This window comes from Bacillus sp. NPDC094106 (assembly GCF_044764345.1).
GTDB lineage: Bacteria > Bacillota > Bacilli > Bacillales > Bacillaceae_G > Bacillus_A.
The window spans coordinates 18741-41225 of sequence record NZ_JBIWHY010000016.1; the positions used below are offsets into that span (position 1 = coordinate 18741).

Annotated in this window: 20 protein-coding genes, 1 pseudogene and 1 riboswitch; of the genes and pseudogenes, 12 read left to right on the forward strand and 9 right to left on the reverse strand. The window is 33.9% G+C overall.

Annotated elements, in window-relative coordinates; all coding sequences use genetic code 11:
• Window positions 1-131: 131 nt before the first annotated feature.
• Entirely contained in the window at window positions 132-1022 is an 891-nt protein-coding gene (locus tag ACIQ7L_RS20890) for an ABC transporter ATP-binding protein (protein WP_400571318.1), read from the forward strand.
• Window positions 1006-2580, forward strand: a complete 1575-nt coding sequence (locus tag ACIQ7L_RS20895; protein WP_400571319.1) for a hypothetical protein — start codon at window positions 1006-1008, stop codon at window positions 2578-2580. The genes ACIQ7L_RS20890 and ACIQ7L_RS20895 overlap by 17 nt, the downstream gene beginning before the upstream one ends.
• A 218-nt stretch (window positions 2581-2798) precedes the next feature.
• Here ACIQ7L_RS20895 and ACIQ7L_RS20900 read toward each other — a convergent pair whose 3' ends face one another.
• The gene (locus ACIQ7L_RS20900; RefSeq protein WP_400571320.1) at window positions 2799-3413 is read right to left on the reverse strand and encodes a TetR/AcrR family transcriptional regulator; all 615 of its coding nucleotides are present in this window, start codon (window positions 3411-3413) and stop codon (window positions 2799-2801) included.
• Between the two features lie 365 nt (window positions 3414-3778).
• Between ACIQ7L_RS20900 and cyoE the strand changes: the two genes are divergently transcribed.
• Window positions 3779-4696: a heme o synthase gene (cyoE, locus tag ACIQ7L_RS20905; RefSeq protein ID WP_400571321.1), complete on the forward strand. Its 918-nt coding sequence runs from the start codon at window positions 3779-3781 to the stop codon at window positions 4694-4696.
• 189 nt (window positions 4697-4885) lie between these two features.
• Here the strand turns inward: cyoE and ACIQ7L_RS20910 are convergent, their stop codons facing one another.
• The 4 genes and pseudogenes from ACIQ7L_RS20910 to ACIQ7L_RS20925 all read right to left on the reverse strand — a co-directional run.
• Window positions 4886-5977, reverse strand: a complete 1092-nt coding sequence (locus tag ACIQ7L_RS20910) for a sensor histidine kinase (RefSeq protein WP_400571322.1) — start codon at window positions 5975-5977, stop codon at window positions 4886-4888.
• Window positions 5974-6693 carry a response regulator transcription factor gene (locus ACIQ7L_RS20915; protein ID WP_400571323.1) on the reverse strand — a complete coding sequence of 240 codons (720 nt, stop codon included), beginning with the start codon at window positions 6691-6693 and terminating at the stop codon, window positions 5974-5976. The genes ACIQ7L_RS20910 and ACIQ7L_RS20915 overlap by 4 nt, the downstream gene beginning before the upstream one ends.
• A 146-nt stretch (window positions 6694-6839) precedes the next feature.
• Window positions 6840-8069: an aspartate kinase gene (locus tag ACIQ7L_RS20920; RefSeq protein WP_400571324.1), complete on the reverse strand. Its 1230-nt coding sequence runs from the start codon at window positions 8067-8069 to the stop codon at window positions 6840-6842.
• A 232-nt stretch (window positions 8070-8301) separates the two neighbouring features.
• Window positions 8302-8488: riboswitch (Lysine riboswitch) on the reverse strand.
• A 114-nt stretch (window positions 8489-8602) separates the two neighbouring features.
• Window positions 8603-8788, reverse strand: a pseudogene (locus tag ACIQ7L_RS20925) (NUDIX domain-containing protein); the annotation flags it as partial.
• 216 nt (window positions 8789-9004) lie between these two features.
• On the opposite strand from ACIQ7L_RS20925, the gene ACIQ7L_RS20930 reads away from it, so the two are divergent.
• The gene (locus tag ACIQ7L_RS20930) at window positions 9005-10246 is read left to right on the forward strand and encodes an N-acetylmuramoyl-L-alanine amidase (protein WP_400571325.1); all 1242 of its coding nucleotides are present in this window, start codon (window positions 9005-9007) and stop codon (window positions 10244-10246) included.
• A gap of 349 nt (window positions 10247-10595) precedes the next feature.
• Window positions 10596-11975 carry an S-layer homology domain-containing protein gene (locus ACIQ7L_RS20935; protein WP_400571326.1) on the forward strand — a complete coding sequence of 460 codons (1380 nt, stop codon included), beginning with the start codon at window positions 10596-10598 and terminating at the stop codon, window positions 11973-11975.
• 48 nt (window positions 11976-12023) lie between these two features.
• On the opposite strand, the gene ACIQ7L_RS20940 is transcribed toward ACIQ7L_RS20935, so the two are convergent.
• From ACIQ7L_RS20940 to ACIQ7L_RS20950, 3 genes are all read right to left on the reverse strand, one after another.
• Window positions 12024-12491 carry a hypothetical protein gene (locus ACIQ7L_RS20940; RefSeq protein WP_400571327.1) on the reverse strand — a complete coding sequence of 156 codons (468 nt, stop codon included), beginning with the start codon at window positions 12489-12491 and terminating at the stop codon, window positions 12024-12026.
• Between the two features lie 337 nt (window positions 12492-12828).
• A complete protein-coding gene (locus ACIQ7L_RS20945; protein ID WP_400571328.1) occupies window positions 12829-13827 on the reverse strand; it encodes an HAAS signaling domain-containing protein in 999 nt (332 codons plus the stop codon).
• Window positions 13814-14161 carry a PadR family transcriptional regulator gene (locus ACIQ7L_RS20950; RefSeq protein ID WP_400571329.1) on the reverse strand — a complete coding sequence of 116 codons (348 nt, stop codon included), beginning with the start codon at window positions 14159-14161 and terminating at the stop codon, window positions 13814-13816. Before ACIQ7L_RS20950 ends, ACIQ7L_RS20945 begins: the two co-directional genes overlap by 14 nt.
• 556 nt (window positions 14162-14717) lie before the next feature.
• On the opposite strand from ACIQ7L_RS20950, the gene ACIQ7L_RS20955 reads away from it, so the two are divergent.
• The 7 genes from ACIQ7L_RS20955 (at window position 14718) to ACIQ7L_RS20985 (ending at window position 21337) form a co-directional block, all read left to right on the forward strand.
• A complete protein-coding gene (locus tag ACIQ7L_RS20955) occupies window positions 14718-15431 on the forward strand; it encodes a class I SAM-dependent methyltransferase (protein WP_400571330.1) in 714 nt (237 codons plus the stop codon).
• Window positions 15432-15686: 255 nt separating this feature from the next.
• The gene (locus tag ACIQ7L_RS20960; protein WP_400571331.1) at window positions 15687-16250 is read left to right on the forward strand and encodes a MarR family winged helix-turn-helix transcriptional regulator; all 564 of its coding nucleotides are present in this window, start codon (window positions 15687-15689) and stop codon (window positions 16248-16250) included.
• A gap of 70 nt (window positions 16251-16320) precedes the next feature.
• Window positions 16321-17595 (forward strand): acyl-CoA thioester hydrolase/BAAT C-terminal domain-containing protein, encoded by a 1275-nt coding sequence (locus ACIQ7L_RS20965; protein WP_400571332.1) that lies wholly within the window; start codon window positions 16321-16323, stop codon window positions 17593-17595.
• Between the two features lie 374 nt (window positions 17596-17969).
• On the forward strand, window positions 17970-18512 hold the full coding sequence (locus ACIQ7L_RS20970; protein ID WP_400571333.1) for a helix-turn-helix transcriptional regulator: 543 nt from the start codon (window positions 17970-17972) through the stop codon (window positions 18510-18512).
• A gap of 38 nt (window positions 18513-18550) precedes the next feature.
• Window positions 18551-20299 (forward strand): MFS transporter, encoded by a 1749-nt coding sequence (locus tag ACIQ7L_RS20975; RefSeq protein ID WP_400571334.1) that lies wholly within the window; start codon window positions 18551-18553, stop codon window positions 20297-20299.
• A 383-nt stretch (window positions 20300-20682) separates the two neighbouring features.
• Window positions 20683-20826: a hypothetical protein gene (locus ACIQ7L_RS20980; protein WP_400571335.1), complete on the forward strand. Its 144-nt coding sequence runs from the start codon at window positions 20683-20685 to the stop codon at window positions 20824-20826.
• Window positions 20780-21337 (forward strand): DedA family protein, encoded by a 558-nt coding sequence (locus tag ACIQ7L_RS20985; RefSeq protein ID WP_400571464.1) that lies wholly within the window; start codon window positions 20780-20782, stop codon window positions 21335-21337. The genes ACIQ7L_RS20980 and ACIQ7L_RS20985 overlap by 47 nt, the downstream gene beginning before the upstream one ends.
• A 204-nt stretch (window positions 21338-21541) precedes the next feature.
• On the opposite strand, the gene ACIQ7L_RS20990 is transcribed toward ACIQ7L_RS20985, so the two are convergent.
• The gene (locus tag ACIQ7L_RS20990; RefSeq protein WP_400571336.1) at window positions 21542-22387 is read right to left on the reverse strand and encodes an NAD-dependent epimerase/dehydratase family protein; all 846 of its coding nucleotides are present in this window, start codon (window positions 22385-22387) and stop codon (window positions 21542-21544) included.
• Window positions 22388-22485: the final 98 nt, after the last annotated feature.

Genomic DNA, 22485 nt, shown 5'->3' on the forward strand with positions numbered 1-22485 from the left:
TACTAGTTTTATATTTTAAACTAATTTTCTCTAGATTTTACTTAGATTTTACTTTCGCCACCTACAATGAAAATAAGAAAACGTAAGTGTTAAAAAATGACACTTGTTTCATAAGGTGAGGAGGTAACGTGATGGAATTAATAATTGACCATGTCACAAAAAAATACGGAGAGAAAGTAGCGTTAAATGACTGTAGTTTACATTTAAAACCAGGAGTATTAGGACTTTTAGGCCCGAATGGTGCGGGGAAGTCTACACTTATGAGAATTTTAGCAACAATTGAACAACCGACGAATGGTAGTGTGATATGGGATGGGGAAAATATTCAAAAGAAACCGAAGCTGTTACGTTCACAACTCGGATATTTACCGCAAGACTTTGGTGTATATCCAAATATGAACGCAGTCGAGTTTTTAGAGTATATAGCAGCGATGAAAGGTTTATCAATGAGCTCTTCAAAAAAGCGTATCAATGAATTGCTTGAAGCGCTGAACTTAATGAATGACCGGAAACGACTATTAGGCGGCTATTCAGGTGGAATGCGGCAAAGAGTTGGAATTGCACAGGCGCTATTAAATGATCCGAGATTATTGATTGTAGATGAGCCGACAGTAGGATTGGACCCTGAAGAACGAATTCGGTTTAGAAATTTATTATCTAGTCTTTCTTCTAATAGAATCGTTATTTTATCGACACATATTGTAACGGATATTGAATCGATTGCGAGTGATATAGCTTTATTATCAAAAGGGAATGTATTAGCCCATATGCGTCCTGAACAACTATTAAAGCATGTGGAGGGGAAAGTATGGGAATGGGTTATACCAGCTTCTGAGTTACATAATGTTCAAAAGAAATACATAGTAAGCAGCGCGATTCACCGGAGTGATGGAATTCATGCACGCATCGTTTCCAGCAATGCTCCTAGTGCTAAAGCGCATATGGTCGCAGCCTCTCTTGAAGATGCTTACTTATATTATGTTTCTTCGAAAGGAGCGCATAAAATTGAACAATGTATATAATCTATTTTATTTCATGAAAAACAATTTAATTAGGCAAGTGAGAAGTTATCCATTTTTAATTGTAATTGGATTAACGATTTTTTTGGGGTATGCTTGTGTGCCAGCAGCTTCAGCAGGCTATGAAATATTTTATCTTGGTGGAGTTAGAGGAATATATAATTCAAATTGGCTTGGTGGTATGGGAGCAATGACTTCTACTTTATTTATTTGGTTGCTTGGTTTTTATATGCTAAGAAGTCAAATTTCAGACGATCAACAGTTAGGAGTAGGGCAATTGATTGCAGCTTCACCTATAAGTAAATTTCAATATATTTTTAGCAAAACGATTTCTAATTTTATCGTTTTAGTGGCCGTTGAGATGGTATTTATTATTGCTTTTATGGTGATGCAATTTATACGTGGGGAGGACCTTTCGTTTCAATTAGGTGGTTATTTATATCCACTCTTTTATATTGTATTTCCTTCGTTATTGCTTCTAGCGGCATTCACAACTTTTTTTGATGTGTTTCCTGGTTTAAAAGGTGTAGTAGGCAATATTGTGTTCTTTTTCTTGTGGGTGTTATTAGCGATTATGTCGTTTGAAATGCCAAATCGTTATTTAGATGTATTTGGTTTAGGAGTCATTCGTTCTGATATGATACATGATGCAATGAGAGAATATGAATTTTTAAGAGGAACAAATGGTGGAGGATTCGGGTATAACCCAGTAGAGGGAAAGGTTAAAACATTTCACTGGGATGGATTGACCTGGAATGCCGAAATACTTGTAACAAGTTTGGTTTGGAGTGGAATGGCGATGTTACTAATTTGGCTAACGTCCCTGGTGTTTAATAGATTTCTTACATTTACCAAAGTAAAGGAAAAGGTAAGAGAGGTTGAGGGGAATAAGAAAACAATTGCTGTGAATGAACAAAATCATAACGCGTTTACATTCGCTGCTATAACGAAAACAAAGAGCATTAGTATGTTTCGTTTAATTAAAGCTGAGCTATCGATTATGTTAAAAGGATTTACGATTTGGTGGTATGTAATTGCGATTGGGTTTATAGCATTTGGATTGATATGTCCGGTAGATATGTCAAAAGGATGGCTACCTATTATTATAATTTGGCCAATTGCAATTTGGTCACAAATGGCAACTAGAGAACGGTTTTATAGGACAAATCAAATTATTTATTCAAGTTGTTCTCCTTTGTATAAGTTTTTTGCGACGTGGATTTCAGGGATTATAGTAGGGGTTATCATTTCCAGTGGTCTTATCATTCAATTTATATTAATTGAAGATATTTCATTTTTGCTTTCTTGGCTTAGTGGCATAGTATTCATCTCCACACTCGCATTGGCACTTGGTGTATGGAGTAGAACACGTAAGTTATTTGAAGTACTGTATATACTATTATGGTATTTAGGTCCAGTAAATTATCTTCCGTATTTAGATTTCTTAGGGATATCAACATCACACGCAAGTTTGTATAGTATATTATCTATTTTACTACTATGTATCGCATTAATCGGACAAGCGCAACAAACAGGGAGAGTATGGTTAATATTCAAGTGAGTGGTCAAGAGGAGTGATAGAATGAAGAATATAAAAGAGAAAATGTATTTGTTTTCATTAATTGTAGTTTATAAGATTTGATTATAAGTATCTCACAAGCACGACCAAGAAAAAAATAGTAACAAAACACATTCCAAATAGATTTGTTTGGAGTGTGTTTTGTTGTGTAAATAGTTTTTGATTTGTATATTTTAAATTGGCTTGGATTAGAAAATTTTCTAATCTTCCTGGCGGGAGGATAGGAGCATGTTTTGTAGTGCTTTTCCATATAAATCAAGGGGTATGTGATTTTGACTAATGTGATAAAATATAGACATGCCATTTTCTAACGACAGCATGGTCCACGCTATTTCTTCGGCAGATAAAGTAGATTTGTAATTCTCCTTCAATAGTAAACTCTCAATTGCTTTAGAAATTTGTTTTACCGCTTCAGTTATCATGTTAGACCATTTATGGCGTACGGATTCTTCACGCATTGCATATAGAAGAAATTCCATGCTAAGCATACTCCATGTTTGAGTTTGCTGTCTAACTGAATCAAAATACTCATCCATCGTTTCAATAAAATGTGATAATGACTGCTGCTGCCCTATTACTTGACGGATGTTCCGCACATATAAATTCATTTGTTGTTCTACTATAGCTAAGAAGAGATCTTCTTTTGTATGAAAATGAGCATAAACAGCTCCTTTACTAAATCCAGCATGTTCTGCAATCTTATCAACAGAAGCCCCATGAAATCCCAATTTGGCAAAAGTTTCAACAGCTGATTCCAAGAGTAATTGTCGTGTTTCTTTCTTCCTCTCTTCTTGGGTTAATCTTCGTCGGTTCATCGTACTCCTCCTTTTCTTGACAAGTTATATAGTATTAATATACCGTATAGTATGTAAATTCTTATTGGTATATAAATTATAGACGATATCTCGTTAGAAAGTGACCATTATATAAATCTATTTTAATTTTTCGACATCTAAATTCCTGCTAGGCAGAATAAAAAGTAACCTACACTCGTTTGCTCTTTCTGTTTTTACTTTACATGTGGCAGAAAAAGGCCCTGGCTTCTATGCATGGCCAGATGCTCTCTCCCACCTAAAAAGAGGGGGTTTATGTCGGTTTTTTAATTGATGTATATAGTAATGAAATTTTTGATTGTAGTAAGATATAGTAAGAGAGTCTAGTAAAAGGGAGAAGGGGTATCATGCGAAGGAAAGAAGAGTTAATAACTTCGAAACAGAAAGTATCAAAAATTTTGGCGCAAACTGTTAAGAGCGGGATTATCAAGTCGAACCTAATTCCAATGTTTGCAGGATTGACATTGGCTTTATATAAATACCAAATTAGCCCGCTTGAGAAGATTCCGGAAATTATATTTGCTTTTATTGGTTCGATTTTAGTAATAGGTGCGGCAGGGGCGTTTAATAACTTATATGATCGTGATATTGATTCGATTATGGAGAGAACAAAAAATAGACCAACTGTGACTGGGGAAATAAGTCCTAAGGTTGTATTATACCTTGGAATTTTAATGACTATCTTTGGGGTAATAGCGCTATCATTAACTACGTATTTAGCAGCATTGTTAGGATTTTTAGGCTTATTTTTGTATATTGTACCGTATACAATGTGGAGTAAAAGAAGAACAATTTACAATACAGAAATAGGAAGTATTTCAGGGGCAATGCCACCACTCATCGGTTGGGCTGCTATTTACCCAGATATAACGCATCCAGCTATTATTGGTCTTTTTATCATAATGGTTATTTGGCAAATGCCTCATTTCTATGCCATAGCTATTCGCAAACATAATGAGTATAAGGCTGCGAAGGTTCCAATGCTTCCAGTAGTCAAAGGTGTGAAAAGAACATATATACAAACGAATATTTATTTAATCATTTTAATTGGAATCAGTGTTCTTTTAGGCTCTTTAAGTGTTGGACTTATGTTAGTAGCGCTTCTTTTAAGTATTTTATGGCTGCTTTTAAGTATTTTTGGTTATAAAAAAATGGATTCAGAGAAATGGGCAAAAGCATTGTTTATTTTTTCTCTTTTCCATATGACGATTTTATTTTCAACAATTATTATCTATTCCCTTATCGGTGTTTTTTTCGGAAGATGAATATGTGTAACGAATTAAGATATTTAGAACGGTTTGATTTGTAAAGAACAAGAAAAAACCAATTTCTCACGTATAAAAAAGAGAGATTGGTTTTTTGTGTAGGAATAAATTTTGTTTATGTTTGTGCTGTTAAATAGAACAACAGGAATCGTTACTTGAATCAAACTGTATTTTTGTCGGCAATACGTACTATAGAGTTGGAAGTGTAATATGAATCGTTGTCCCTTTCTCTATTTCACTGTATACATGAATTGTTCCGCCATGTGCTGTTATAATTTTATGAGCGATCGCCATTCCTAGGCCGGTGCCTTCGCTTGAAACATTTGTAGTTGTCCCTCGGTAGTACTGCTTAAATAAATTTTGAACTGTCATTTCATCCATACCGGCGCCAGTATCTTCTATTATAATATGTATATCGTCTTCTAATGAGATAGTGGTATGAATTTTCGTTCCTTCATGGTTATGTAAAACAGCGTTTATAAATAAGTTTTGTAAAGAACGGTGGAGTAATTTTGTATCAATCGGAATCATTATTTTTGTTTCGTCTGACTGAAAGCTAAAATAATAATGTTCAGACCGTGGATCGTTTGTTATATTAGCTATTATTCTTCTTGTAAATTCAACAATGTTTATTTCTTCTGTTCTTAATGGGATCTGTGAATCTTGAAGACGAAAGGAGAGATTTAAGTCTTCAATTAATTCTTTCATATGGTCCCCTTTTTGCTGAATCTCTTGTAAGAACTTCTCTTTTTCTTCCTGACTCCACTCATGGTCAGGTGATAACATAAGTGCACTGTATCCTGTAATATAAGTGAGCGGTGTTTTTAAATCGTGAGAGATTCCTGCCATCCATTCTCGTTTCATTTTTTCTAATTGCTCTCGTTCAGTCTCTATTTCTCGTAGTCTATTCGTTAAGTGCTCTATGTTAAGAAAGACGTCTTTATATAAGCGGTAAGGTCCCTTTAGTCTTCCTGTTTTTTTACTATACATTTGCTTTGTATTTTCTGGTGCGGTATAAGAACCATCTGCTAGATGATGAATCCATGAAATCATTCGAAATAAAGGCTTTCCGATATACCATCCATATATAATAGCACCTAAAATAAGAGTGCATATAAACAGACTGAAAACGATAAGAGCTTCCGTGTCCTTGTTGTCTGTATTTATTCCAATAAGGGGCAATATAACTTCTATTAAGACTGCCATTACAATCCCCATAAAAAAAGTGCCGATAACTAAACTAAGAATGAAATGAAAGCCTAGTCGGAAACCGATTTTCATTTGGACAGCTCCTTAGTATACGGCATAAATTTGTAGCCGATTCCTCTTAAATTAATGATATATTTAGGGGACTTTGGATCGACTTCTATTTTCTTGCGTAATTTAGAAATGTGCATTACTACTGTTTTATCATCACCCATAGAAGAGAGTCTCCATACTTGTTCATATAGTTGTTCAGCTGTAAAAATTCGATTTGGATGCGTACATAAGAAAGTAAGTAATTCTAGTTCTTTTGCTGTACAATGAACAGGTTTTCCGTGTACAGTCATACGTCCTTCGCTTGGATAGAGAGAAAAGGACTGGAAATGTAGATTTGAATTTTCTACTTGCTGGTGATCTAGCAGTATACGTTGTCTACGTAATTGTACGTTAATTCGAGCAGCTACTTCTAAAGGATTAAATGGCTTTGTTATGTAATCATCCCCGCCAATTCCGAGACCTGTTAATTTATCTAAATCACTGGAGCGTGCTGTTACAAATAAAATAGGGGTATTTGTATAGTTTCGAATTTGTCTACATAGTTCGAAACCATCTATGTCTGGTAGCATAACATCAAGTAAAATGATATCGAATGAATGATTTTTAATTAAGTTTAACGTCTCTGTACCGTTTATAGCGGTTGTTATATGAATGAAGTTTTCTTTCTTTAAGGTAAGTACCAACATGTCTAATATACCTTGTTCATCATCTATTAAAAGGATCTTTTCTGTTCTCATTATGTATCCGCCTTTACATGTTTTTCGTATTGTTTAGAAGTGATTTGGAAAATATTTCACATGTAATAGTGTAACATAATTGTATTTTGCTGGAGAAACAAATAAGAGCAAAGAAGATGCTCCTTGCTCTTATTTTTGGAATGAAATTAATTCATTTGTACCATGGGTTCAATTTTAGCCATAAATGATTGGTGAAGTGCTTCTACACCATCTACTAAGTGTAAGCGGTTGATTACAACAGATACTTTAATTTCAGATGTACTTACCATTTTAATATGAATATTTCCTTCTTTTAATGTAGAGAACATATTAGCAGCGACACCTGGATTAGATACCATGCCAGACCCTACGATAGATACTTTTGCTAGATGATTTTCGTATTCTATAGATTCATAGTGAAGTGCTTCTTGATTTTGTTCTAATACTTCTAATGTTTCTCTTAAATCATTGGAGTGAATAGAGAAGGATAGATGTACAGTTCCTTCATTTGTAATACTTTGAATAATAATATCAACATTAATATGAGCAGTAGCTAATGTAGAAAAAACAGTTGAAAGCGATCCTTGTTCGAGTCCTTTAATTGTGATGCGTGTAATATTATCTTCAAATGCAATACCTTTTACCACCGATTGTTGTTCCATGTTACATTCTCCCCTTACAATTGTCCCATTTTCTTGTTTCATACTTGAGCGAACTTCTAACAATACGTTATAATTTTTTGCAAATTCAACAGCACGTGGGTGTAAGACACCAGCACCTAAATTTGCGAGTTCTAACATTTCATCATAAGAAATTTCATTTAATTTATAAGCGTCATTTACAATGCGTGGATCAGTCGTATAAACGCCTGTTACATCTGTGTAAATATCACATTTTTTTGCTTTCAGCGCAGCTGCTAATGCAACAGCAGTAGTATCAGAACCACCGCGACCTAGGGTTGTAATTTCTTTTTCTTCACTTAAGCCCTGGAAACCAGCCACAATGATAATGGTTCCTTCTTGTAAATGGGATTGGATACGTTCTGTGTTAATATCAGTGATCCGTGCACTACTATGTACAGATTCTGTTGTAATACCAGCTTGCCAACCAGTTAGTGAAATAGCGTTGTACCCTTTTGTTTGTAGCGCAATTGTTAAGAGGGAAATCGTTACTTGTTCGCCAGTTGTTAAAAGCATATCCATTTCACGTTTACTTGGATTTTCAGTAATAGCGCTAGCGAGCGCAACGAGTTCATCTGTATTTTTGCCCATTGCAGAAACGACAGAAACAACGCTATGACCTCGTTCATATTCCTCAATAATTAAATCTGCTACATGTTGAATGCGCTGTATACTTCCGACAGAAGTGCCACCAAATTTTTGAACAATCGTTTCCATTACAAATTCCTTCTTTCATCCATTTTTGTTAATAAATCAGGAAAGGTGTAAACATATATAGGAGATTAATGTATAAATTTTCCAATACCACTGTAGTTACCGGAAAGAAAAATAAAAAAACACCATCTCAAATAGATGAGGATGGTGCTGTTACAGGAAAAGGGAAACAGAAAAGGGAGCTAATAAAAAAACCGCCAAAAAAGGAATATCATAATAAGCATGATATCTCTTTTTTGTAGATAGCTCTTCATACATACACGTCTGTACATATGACAGTTCTGTTTCTATTCGAAAACAGCCCCAATTGATAAATACAGAGAAATTTATCAATTTCGGCAACACTTCCTTTTTTCTAAACTCATCGACATCTCTGTGTCTCCTTTAGAATACTTATAAGTGCTGCAACCTCTATCTCACGTTTTAGGCGAGAGTGTTTGATTTATGAAGTTGTTAATAACATTTGTTTTATAATAATTCAAAATTTTTCAGGAATCAAGTACTTTATTAAAATTCCGAAAATTAAAGTCTATTTATTTCTCTTTTACTTCCCTAGCTGCAGCTTGAACAATACTTTCTGGAAATTCTACCTTTCCGCCAGGGGCTAAATATCCTAGAAATCCTAAATGATCAGGACGCTTTATTAACAAGACTTTGTCATCATTTTGAATCATGCACATAGTATACATTCGATGTTCTATTTCTTTCCATTTTGTCGACATAATGATTAATCCCCTTTGTTAATAATATAATAAACTGTATTTTTCAATGAGGAATTTGTGTGAATTTTCTAGAAATAAGGTTATGCTCAAGAAAGATTTTATACCAAAAAAATACAAAATTAATACAAAAAAATCCATATTTCGATTGACTGTAAAAAATTTCGAAATTATACTTATTTTATTAAAAATATTATCCTTGAGAGGGGAACATATTCTATGAAATATAGAATCATCGCAGCAGGTGTTCTAGCAGCTAGTTTATTATCTTATTCATCTAGTAGTTTTGCTCAAACAAAAACATTCCCAGACGTAGAAAACCATTGGTCTAAAGAGTCTGTGAACTATTTAGTAGGAAAAGGTGCTATCGCAGGTAACCCGGACGGTACATTCACTCCTGACAGAGAAGTAACTCGTGGGGAAGCAGCTACAATGATGGCAAAAGTCTTAAACTTAAAGATTGAAGATGGGGCGAAACCAACTTATAAAGATGCTCAAAATCATTGGGCTACAAAATACATTGCAGCTGTAGAAAAAGCGGGTGTAATCAAAGGTAAAGGAGACGGTACTTTTGACCCAGATGGTAAAATTGATCGTGCTTCAATCGCATCTATGGTTGTAGGAGCATACAAATTTGATACAAAAGTAAGTGGAACAGTAGAAACAAAATTCGCAGACTTAAACAATCACTGGGGGAAAGAGAAAGCTAATATTCTAGTTGCTTTAGGAATCTCTAAAGGTACTACAAGTACGACTTGGGAACCAACAAAAACTGTAACGAGAGCAGAAGCAGCGCAATTTATTGCAAAAGCTGATTCATTTCAGGTTCAAGATCCTTTAGAAGGAAAAGTAATTATTATTGATCCTGGTCATGGTGGAAAAGATCCGGGGAAAGATACTCAAGGGCTATCTGAGAGTAATATTGTGTTAGATACGTCTAAACGATTACAACAATTATTAGAGAAAAATACGCCATTCAATGCTTTATTAACACGTGAAACAGATATCCGATTAGGGGATGACCAAAAAAGCGATCTTGAAAATCGTGTGAAATTTGCAAAAGAACACGACGGAGATATTTTTGTTAGTATTCATGCGAATGCTTCTCAGGAACACAATGGATATGGAACAGAAACATTTTATTATAAAGAATCAAAAACAGGTGAATTAACTGAGCGTGAAAAAGAAAGTCGTATGTTAGCAGAAAAAATACAAAAACGTTTAGTTGAAGCACTTCATACAAGAGATCGCAAGGTGCAAGAAAAAGATCTTTATGTAACTAGAGAAAATGAAATGCCAGCAGTGTTAACTGAACTTGCTTTTTTAGATAATAGCGCAGATTATGAAAAGCTAGCTACTGAATCAGGAAGACAAGTTGCAGCAGAAGCAATTTATGCTGGGATTTTAGATTATTATGAATGGAAAAATTATGACGTATCTAAATATCGACTAGCAAAATAACTGTTTTATATTTGAGCACATCAGCTTTTAATAGGATGTGCTTTTTGTGTGAGAGTTATATAGTTTTTAATCAAAATAGAAAAATATATCGTTTTATATTGATTTTAAATAAATATAGGGCTAGATTAGTTTATTTTTATAACGTATACTTTTATCGTTGACTAATTTATCTCGTTATTTGTAGGTTGTAATCATTTCTCTTAATAAGAAATCACCAGTTTATTAGAGGGAATGAAAGTGTTACTTCATTTGAGAGTGTGTTAGTTTAATAGGTGAAATGTTAATATTTTATGAAAAAAGGAGGCGAGTTAACACGGGACGAGCAAGTACATAACGTGTTAAAAGTAAGATGAAAAAAGTAATTTCTAATGTTTTAGCAATGACAATTGCATTGCAAGTTGTAATGGTTCCATCCACTTCGTTTGCGGCTGAAAATGAATTTTCAGATGTGCCAAAAGATTATTGGGCATATGAAGCAATCACTTATTTAACAAATAAAAAGGTGATTGCAGGATATGACAACGGCAAATTTGGTCTAGGGGACGCTGTAACACGTGAACAAGTAGCTGCACTCGTTTATCGTGCACTTAAGTTAGAAGCTAAAGAAGGATATAAAAATCCATATCATGATGTTAGTGCGAGTACAACGATGTTTCCAAATGAGATTCTAGCTTTAACAGAGATGGGAATCTTTTCAGGGGATGAAAAGGGAAACTTTAGACCAAAGGCCTCTTTAACTCGTGCTGAGATGGCAGTGATTTTACAAAGAGCCAATAAATTAGCAGTAAAGGCTAACCATACATTTAATGATGTAGATCCAAAAGCATGGTCATGGGCACAAGATGCGATTAGTGCTCTACAGTCTAATGGTATTGCAAATGGAGATGGAAAAGGTGCATTTAACCCGTCTGGAATTGTAACACGCGAAGAATATGCACAATTTTTATTTAATGCTGAATCTTATGTGAACTTAGATTTAACATTGGCTTCTAATGTTACAGCGCAAGAGATTGATAATTTTATTAAGAAATCTCGTTCTGATAGCCCGCTGATTGGCCATGGACAAGACTTTATTGCAGCTCAAAATGAACATGGTGTAAATGCTCTTTACTTAGCAGCACATGCAATTTTAGAATCTGGTTATGGAAGATCTGAAATCTCGTATCGTAAACATAATTTATTTGGATTACGTGCATATGATCGAGATCCGTTCTATCATGCGAAATATTTGCCAACATATCGTGATAGTATCTCATATAATGCCAACTATGTAAGAGAACGCTATTTAGAGAAAGATGGAATGTATTTTTATGGGCCAACATTAGTTGGGATGAATGTGAAGTACGCATCTGATCCAGAATGGTCTGGAAAAATCGCCGGTCTTATGGAACGAATTAAACCGTTTAACAGAAATGATTATCAAAATGCAAATAAATTACCAAAAAACCCTAATACATTAGATGTTGATGCGTTAGGAAATGAAATTCCATATAACGATCTAGGGAATAAAGAAGTAACTGTTCAATCGGCAGGAAAGTATTATCAGGTACCATATCCGTACGACTTGCAAATTAAGAGTGTACCGAACGTTACACAAAATGAAATTGGAACATTAGAGAATGGATCAACAGTAACTGTTCATCGGGAAGATCCAAATGGATGGGTAGAGTTCTCTATGAAAGACAATCCAGAAAAATATTGGACATTAAAAAGCAATTTAAGCATGTAATGTTATAAAACGAAGAAAAGGTGTTTTCCGTGTGGGAAAACACCTTTTCTACATTTCATGGAATACAAATGTTTGCTTCATTTTTTTTCCTTCATTCTCTGGATGCCCGTTATAACTAAATTCTTTCTCTTCCCAAGTAATGACGACTTCAAATGTATTGGCATTGGTGTATAGAGGGAAAATCATATGTTCAAAACTTGTATGGCTTTTTGAAATATTCATATCTGAGTTACTGGAAGGTTTAAATATCGCTTGCGATGTTGGGTTATTATGAAGTACCTCAACGGACACGTTCGATACATCTTTACCAATATTTTTTACAAATAAACTGTATGTATCAAAGACGCCTTGTTTCGGTTGTAAAGCATTTGGATTTGTGCTGTGAGATTTATCGATTTCGATATACCACTGTTTAGACTTTGAAGCAACGGGAAGCTCTTGGAATGTATAGGCACTAGCTTGTAGAGGGAGTGCTAAACAGATAAGAGTGAATAAGAAAATTATTTTTTGTTTCATATATATCTCCCATTCGTTGGAAATTTGTTGTTAGTATGTGCTATTTTTAGGGGAATATGCATTGGTTATTTGTGAAAAAGATTTTGATAACTATATGTTGAATAACTGGGATGAGCATTTTGCAATTGGAAAAAACGACACTAATTCTTTTAGTATCGGCTTGATTTTTAAATGTAGTGTAGTGTTTTCAAAATAAACTATAATCATTAAAATATCAAAAACCCCTGATTTCGATCAAAATCAGGGGTTTTTGGTATTTTAATAGACTTAGTGAAATGAATAAACTATTGTTGCTTATTCAAGAAAAGCACCTGTTAAATTAATGAACAAATACGGATTAACGAATGCTAGCTTTGCGGAAACCGTCAAATATACCGATTGCTGCAGATAAAATAAAGATGAAAATTCCACCGCCAACTATCCATCTTTCAAATTGATTAGCTGTTATGGTAAATAAATCAGCCATATACGTAATAAAATCTGGGGTCATCACATTTGGATTTATTACTATAACAATGAATACAATGGCTGCGATAAGCAGGAGTGCAGTATTACAAATTGCTATTCCTTTTGTCCATTGTTCCTTTATTAATTTATAAAGAGCTAATGCTATTTCGCAACCAATTACAACAAGAACGATTGGCCAATATCCAAGTAAAACTTCCTGATTAAAAGTTGGGGTCACGAATTTAAGTCCGTCTCTGCCGCGTTCATATACACCTACAAGATGATTCGCATAAAAATAAAGAGTTGACCAAATTGCAGTCCACATTAAACTTCCAAATACTTCGCCTTTTAAAATCGCTTTTTTCTTAGGGACATGAGGGATATTTTTCAAATCATCAGGAGTCCATTTTTTAAAGCTTGCTGTTAATGGCTGCTCATCTCTTCCTTTATCTGTTCTTTCTAAAATAGCAAACACAAGTGTTAGCCAAAAGAATACGTGGATCCCTACTTCAATGATGCTCCCGATTCCTTTGCCTATAAGATTCAAAACAATATTTAGAACCGCTTGTTCTCCACTATATCCAATAAAATATACGGCAATCACCGAGATTAACGAAATGACAGCGGCAATCGGTAAAATCATTTTTAGTAGCGTCACATATACATCAAAATAGCGTGGACCAATTAAGTGCATTGGCCGATCTCGATAACCACTAGCCAATATGACTGGACTCCCTAATTTTTTAAGAACCGCCTTTACATCTTCTTCGCTGTAATCATCAGGCAGCATATCCTCTATGGTTGACCGTAACTCAAGTGTAATATCTTCACGATTTTTTTCAGGCAGTCTCCGAGTAACTTCCTGAATATAAATCTCAATTAGATTCATCATCTTCCTCCCCCTTTAATAAGTTATAAAGCTCTTTCGAATTCTTTAGCCATTCCTTTTTTAACTGCAAAAATATCTCTACCCCATATTCACTTAAAACATAGTACTTACGGGGTCTACTCTCAGATGTATCCCAACTACTCGACACCAATTCCTGTTTCTCCAATCGGCGAAGTAATGGATATAAGGTACTTTGATCTATGGAAATACCTGATCCCTCCAATAACTGAACAAGTGAATATCCATACTGCGGGGTTTGTAATTGACTTAAAACCGCTAATGTCAACGTTCCTCTCCTAAGCTCTGTCGTTAATGAATTCAATAAATTACTCATTCACCCACCTCATCTTTATTACTATATGTCATACAGTATTTGTTTTATACTATGCATCGTACACTGTTGTTGTGACAAAATTAATCAGAAACAAGAAATATTTAAAAAAACAAAAAATTAGTAAGTAAGGTATATAAAAAGAAGCCACAAATTGGTGCTATTTCAATAAGGAATGTGCTTATTTCTTACTACTGGTAATGGAATTTATGTAAATTACCAAAGAAACATTTTTATTTAATGGGAATGTATAGCTAATCCATTTGTAATATTATCGCAACGATTGTAACGATAATTCTGAAAAAATGAAATCGAATTCTAATTCTGAGGGTATTTCCACTTGTTTGGTTGGATTTTGAGAAAGAGTAAGGTAAATACTTTCAAAGCAATATAAAAGGAAAAATAGGTACCTTTATGCATGTTAAACTAGCATAAATAGGCATACTAGATAGTTTTGAATTATTTGAATTTAAAGTGTTTTTAACCCTGATGAAACACGAATCATTCTAATTGTTAGTACAATTAGAATGTAAGATTTAATTGGAAAGTGGGGGTTATTGTGAAAGAAACAATTAGTAGTTATGAAGATTTATTGAATATGCTAGACTCATTATTGCGTGAACCAACTCAATTTTGGGATAATTTTTATTCTAATCGTGAAAAAGGAATTCCCTTTTTTAGCAATAAACCAGATGAGAACTTAGTTAATTATTTCGAGAAAAAATTACTTAATTCAGGAAAAGTTCTTGAACTTGGATGTGGTCCGGGAAGGAATGCAATTTACTTTGCTGAAAAAGGATGCTTAGTTGATGCAGTAGATTTATCACAGGAATCCATTCAATGGGCAACAGAACGAGCAAAAGAAAAAAATGTAAATATACATTTTATTTGTAGTAATATCTTTGATTTACAAATTGAAGAGGGTACATACGATATTGTGTATGATTCAGGATGCTTTCATCATATTGCTCCACACAGAAGAATGAGTTATATAAATTTGGTGAAAAAGGCTTTAAAACCAGGTGGTTATTTTGCAATCACTTGTTTTGTTCAAGGCGGAGAATTAGGTGGGGCAGACATAACGGATTGGGAAGTATACAAACTACAAAGTCTTAAAGGTGGATTAGGTTTTACAGATGAAAAACTTAGAGTCATCTTTAGAGATTTTTCTGAAGTAGAAATACGTAGAATGAAAGAGATAAAACAATCGAATAAAGTATTTGGTGTCTCTGGATTGTGGACAGCCTTATTTATGAAAAAGTTTACTGAGTAGGAAAAAGAATTATATTTATTTATGTTAACAAAGACTATGTGAACGAAGAAACCCTTCAAAAAATCTGAAGGGTTTTTTCTATATGAGAGAACGCTTTTTTTATGTTTCAAGTAAGATTACTACTAGAATAACAAATGTTTATTAAGTATCCAAAAATTTCAATTGGAATTATAGTAACCATGTTGACAAAAATATTAGAGGTTGTTATTGTAATTATAGTCAACATGGTGACGAAAATAAGAGGAGGATATATTTATGGAATATTCTAAAGTACTTAGAGAGTTATATTTAATGCAGCAGACTTACGCTACTTTTTTTTCCGTTACTAATAAGCTGCAAATACAAGGTGATAACTACTTTGAGAAATTAACATCACGACAGTACATGATCATGCTTGCAATAGCCCACTTGCCAGAGGATGAAACAACACTCATTAATATTGCAAGAAAGTTAGAAACCAGCAAACAAAGTGCAAAAAAGCTGATAGTCAATCTGGAGAATAAAGGATACCTTGTTACGATGCCAAGCAAACGAGATAAACGTGCTATTAACGTTACAATCACAGAATCAGGAAAAAAAGTGATGCTAGAATGTGGTGAGAAAGCAGTATGCTTGATGGCGGATATTTTCAATGATTTCACAACGGAAGAATTAGAAACATTATGGAGTTTATTAAAAAGAATATATGGTAATAGCGACGAAGAAGAACAGGTTGGTTTTGAGGAAGATGTAAATTATAAATTTGAAGATCTAGAAGGGTTCCAAGAGGCACAAACTCGAGCTTTGGATCGTTTTGTTTTACGAAGAAAGCATTTTTAAATGGTCGAGATTAAAATATATAACATTATTGCTACTTAAAATTTTTATACCATTATGGAGGTCTTGTGATATGAAATTACAGATAAAACCAAAAGTTGCGCTTATTGATGAAAGGATTAATATTTCTGTTACAGAGTTGACACCAGGAGAAAAGTTGAAAATAACCGCATCCATGCATTTTCCGTGGGCAGTAGGTGAAAAGTATGAATCATTCGCTTTGTTTACTGCAGATTCAAACGGTAATGTTGATTTATCAAAACATAAACCTGATTCTGGAACTTATGACTATATAGATAGTATGGGGCTTATTGCATCTTTACAAAAGATTAGTAGTGAGGGAGGGAATATGGCTCTTAATATATCAATAGAAAATAGTATATTTATTGATATAGTATGTGAATCTGGACAAGACCGAGAATGTGTAAGATTAGAGCGTATGTTTAAGTTATCTGAAGTAAAAAGACAACAGATTACTGATGAATTTATGGGAGAGTTGTTTTACTCTGAAAACTCGAATAATAAAACGATTATAGTATTGGGTGGATCTGATGGTGAACGAAGTGGTCTTGCTCTTCTGTCAGGACCATTAGCATCTAGAGGTTTTAATGTTTTAATCGTTGGATACTTTAATGAGGAGGGATTACCTAAAAAGCTTGAAGAAATTCCTCTTGAATATTTCGAAAAGGTGTTTTCTTGGCTTAAAAAAAATTCATTAACACATGCTAGTGAAATATACGTACATGGTACATCTAAAGGCGGAGAGTTGGCGTTACTTCTGGCTTCAAGATACAACGTCATTTCTAAAGTAGCAGTTTCTGCACCTCATGCGTATTGTTTCCAAGCGTTAGATGGCCTTATGAGCGGAAAAAACGTTTCATCATGGTCATATGAAGGAAAATCATTGCCATTTATACCAGTTGATAATGACATTTTTTATGAGCATCAGCGTAGTTGCTTAGAAAAGAATACACCTTTTGGATTTACTACTACATATAAAAAGAGTGTAGAAATAGCAAAAAATAAAGAAGATGCACGAATAAAAATAGAGAATGCACATGCAGACTTACTATTAATTGCAGGCCAGGAAGATAACGTGTGGAATACTTATGATGCATGTGTTGAAGTGATGGATACTTTGGCAAAACGCAATTATAAATATGACTACAATCTTTTAGAGTATAAAGATTTAGGTCACTCATTACCAATACCGTATGTTGTACCTTTAAGTGAAACATTGAACGTAAAAATGGGTTTAGGAGTTTTCACTTGTGGTGGTACATTACAAGGAAACTCTTATGGTCAATCAGATTCTTGGCAGAAAACAATAGAATTTTTTATGAATTAATTTAACATTATAAAGGAAAATTATATGTAATTTTACATATTTGTTGATATTTAAGTTTAATATCTGTATATTGTAATTAAGAGTGTTATTTGTATTTGTATTTGTATTTGTGTTTTTATTTGTTGTATTACTTGTGTGCTCCAGTTCTGGAGCCTTTTTTTATGCGAAAATGCTTCAAGATTGAGACAGGGGCAGAAATATATAAGTTATAAAGCTAATCTTTCTTGTTTTGTAGGAGGATTAGCTTTTTTTATAAATGCGTGTGCTATTTGTTGGCTACATTTTACAAATAAACGAATAAGTTATATAATCAATAATTATATTAACATTGTTAATATAATTATTGATTATATAACTCGTGTGGGGTGTTTATATTGAAAGGAAGAGATGTTGTTTTAGGGTTATTAATGGAAAAAGAGTTGTCTGGTTATGACATAAAAATTGTCTTTGAAGATGTATTTACTTATTTTTTTGATGGGAGTTTTGGGATGATCTATCCAACGTTAAGACAATTAGAGAAAGAAGGGAAAATAAAAAAAGAGGTTGTAATGCAAGAAGGAAAGCCAAATAAAAAAATGTACTTCATAACGGACGAAGGAAGAGAAGAGTTTTATCAATATATGAAGACTGATGTAGAGAAGGATGTTCTACGCTCTGACTTTCTAATGCGCATGTATTTTGGGGACTATAGCGATACAAATACGATGAAAAAGTGGATTGAAGAAGAAATTGAAAGAAAAGAAACGTATATCGCCGATCTTCGCTTGAAATATGAGAAGTGGAAAGCGGGTATAACATTTGCAGAAGAGATTTCGTTAGATGTGGGGATCGCATCCTATACCGCACAAGTAGAAACATTAAAGGAGAAATTAGCTCAGCTTACACATAAAGAAGAGACTGATAAAACGAAAGAGTAAAAAGAAACGTTCAAGTTAAATAAAAGGGGGAGATTGACATGGAGCAATCAAGGGGTATCAAGATAGTATTTTTAATGTGTTTAGGTATCTTTCTTTGTATGATTGATACCACCATTATGAACATTGCTTTACCGGCCATACAATCTAGTATAAATACATCATTAGAAAAAATGTCATGGATATTAAATGTGTATACAATGACGATTGCGGTACTTGCGATTCCATTAGGACGTATTGCAGATATTTTTGGTAAGGCGAAAATGTATATCATTGGTTTAATCGTTTTTGGAGGCGGCTCGGTGCTTTGTGCATTTGCGAATACAGGAGATTTTTTAATATTTTCTCGATTTATACAAAGTATAGGTGCTGCGATTTTATTTCCGACTAGTATGGTAATTGGAGTATCAGCAGTTCCATTAGCTAAGAGACATATTGCACTTAGCATTTTAGGGATAACACAAGGCTTATCAGCTGCAATTGGCCCTGTAATAGGGGGGCTTATTACACAAAATTTAGGATGGAGATGGGTATTCTTCGTCAATATTCCGATTTGTGTCGTTGGGATTGTTTTATGCTTTATTATGCTACAAATAAAAAATGAAGAACGTGTCGTATCCAAAATTGATTGGATCGGGTTGGTGCTAAGTAGTTCAGCGATTTTCTTTTTCACCCTCGTATTAGTAAAGGGGAATACATGGGGATGGCTAAGCGGTTTAGCATGGGTTTGCTATATGACTAGCATTATTTCCTTCCTATTATTTATTTTAGTAGAAAGAAAAGTTGCAGCGCCGATGGTGAATTTACAACTCTTTAAAGATCGGACCTTTGTTGGAGCTTCTATTGTTGTTATATTAAGTAATCTATTCTTAATTGGAGTAACTGTATTACTTCCAACTTTTCTTACAAAAATGCAGCATCGAACAGAAGTTGAAGCCGCTTTTTTAGTTACACCTATTTCAGCGATGATATTTGTTGTTTCTCCGTTATCTGGAATGCTGATTAAGAAGTTTGGGAAAACCTTTATTATTTTATCGGGATTTATCGTGATGAGTGTAGCGTATTATTGGTTACAACTGATAGGGGTAGATTCGGCGAGTAAGGATATTATTGTTCCTTGTATGATATTAGGTGTTGGGTATGGTTTAGTTGTAGGGCCTATTACAATTTTAAGTGCTTCTTCATTTGAAGGAGAATTACTAACTGCTTCTCAAAGCGTCGTATCGATGCTAAGACAAGTAGGGATTGTATTAGCTGTGGCTATATTTGTGTCAACTTTAACTCATAATCTATCGATAAATAAAGAGAAAGTTTATCGCTATGCCGAAGAAAAAGTTCGTAATATCCACGTAGATCAGGATGAGCAAGCTAGAATATTACAAATAACAAAAGAAAATATACAAAATAAAAACTTTGAATCAAATGCGGAAAAGAAACAAAGTGAAGATAATTTTGGTCTGAGCAAGGAACAAAAAGATAAGTTAATTCATGAAAAAGTGAATGAAGCTTTAAGCAGCGTTCCAATAGAATATAGAGAAGTAAAAAGAGAAGAAATTACAAGGCAAGTAACAAAAGCAATTGAAGAAAAAGAAAAGAAAGTAGGGGAAGAGATTCTTGCATTCGCAAGTGATGTTAGTCACTATGCAGAAAACAAGATGGCGATGAGTTTTACAGATTTATATAAGGTGAGTGCACCAATAATTTTGATTTGTGGTTTGGTTAGTTTGGTGTTTTATGAAGGGAAGTTTCGAGTAAGCAGGAGAAGAAAGAGGGTAACAAGTGAGGTGTAGTGAAGTAAATAAGTAATCATTGTGATTGGATTAATGAGAGAAAAGCTGTATACTGTATTTTAGAAAATGTAGTAAAGTGTTAAGTTAGTTCTCTCCACTTAGAATACCACTTTGAAATAGAATGTAGTAAAATTGTTCATACCAATAACATTCTTATAGAAGGAGAAATGCAGGAGCTATTTTTCTTGTGAAAAGATGCACATTTATCCTCGGTTTATCTCGTAAAAGCCCGATTGATGAAGGCTAATAATCAGTGGGGGATGAAGAATCCCTCACTGATTAAAGTTTCACTTTATATTTAGAAGTATACGGTTGGAATTTTAATAGGATTTGTTGGAACAATACTAGGAGATGTATAATTTTTTGTTTACAAAGGTGTCTCAATGATTGAGATATTAATTCGCAATTGGTATGGCTGGATGGTGATTACAAATAGAACAACAATTACATTATCTCATTTCGCATTTTGGGTATTTCGGAATTATTGTTGCTTTAGTTGGTGGGATTATTGGGTTACCAATACCTGATGAAACAATATTAACGTTTGTAGGGTACTATGTACATAAAGGGGAAATGAATTTTTTCCTTGCATTATTAACTGCGTGTATCGGTTCGTCAATTGGTATTACGATTAGTTACTTGTTAGGAGTAAAACTTGGAATTCCGTTCTTAAAGAAATTTGGTCCGAAAATACATATTACAGAAAATAAAATAAATCGGACACGGATTTTGTTTCAGAAAATTGGTCCTGCCTTATTGTTTATTGGCTATTTTATTCCAGGAGTTCGACATGTTACTGCTTATTTAGCTGGGATTTCTGGTTATCGATTTTCGACATTTTGCTTTTATGCGTATTCAGGAGCATTATTATGGAGTTTCACTTTTATCAAGCTAGGATTTGAGTTAGGAGAAAAGTGGCGTCAGGTAGGGCATTATGTTCACCGTTATGGGTTTGTTCTTTTGCTTCTATCACTGGTTATTGCGTGTTTGGTTCTTCTATATTTTCGCTTGAAAAAAGATAGACGTAATGTATCATGATAAATATTATTTCGAGGGATATGTAAATTAGTAATTACATCATTAATGTAATGTATGGTGATTACAACAAAAGAGACTCCACCAGGAATCTCTTTTGTTTATTTAAATGAAAAATAATCAGTATCCCTGTTACTGAAAACAAGAGTAGGAGAATGTTTTGGTACCACTGAGTTTGAAGTTTTCTAGCCTGCATGTATGTTTTCATCACTTAGTCAAAAATCCATTTCTCCAAGTAGGATACAATAATTTCCATCCTTCCTTTTTTGCTTTTTGATTCGATGCTCCTCTTTCCCATGGCATTTTTCCATATATATAATTTGGACTTGGTGTATGCAGCTGCTCTGCATAATACGATCCCCAAACAGCGCTTTTTACTGGTTCGTCATCGACAATGTTATAGGTCCCGTTTGCCCAACCTATTGCTTGAATTGTAGCATTTACTGCATCTTTCACATGAATAAACGATGTTATGCCATCATTTACAGCCATTTCACTGTTTATGCATTGTTTTGCAATCATGCCGTTTTTATCATACCAAGTTCCTGGTCCATACAGTGAACCATATCTTAAAATAATGGAATTTGGAATTTCTTGCACAGCATTTTCCAATGCTACAATACCATCAATTGTAATTTTTCTTTTGCCCATCGCTTGAATATCTAAAGAGTCCTCTTCGGTTGCGATTGTTTCACCTGGTTCATATGCCCAGGCAATACTCTGGGCAATCATTCGTTTTACATCAAGTTTTTTTACTACATCAATTATATGGCGCGTTCCAATTGTGCGTACTTTGGCATTGTCTAATACACTTCCATTACTAAGTGCTGTTACTTGATGTATAACAATATCTGGTTGGAAGTCTTGTAAAATGGCTTGTACTTGTTCTTTTTTTAATACATTTCCAACGTAAGCTGTTGCACCTAATGACTGTAACAATTCAACTTTTCTGTTGTTTGTTGTCATTCCACCAACTATATGTCCTTTTTTAATTAAGGCTGGTATGAGATTCACTCCAATAACGCCTGTTGCACCTGTAACGAAAACTTTCAAATTAACCCCTTCTTTCTTCTATGCTTTAAACAACTTCATTGTAGGGCGTCCTATTATCCTATACAATGACAATAAATCTAAACTGTACCGGTAAAGGG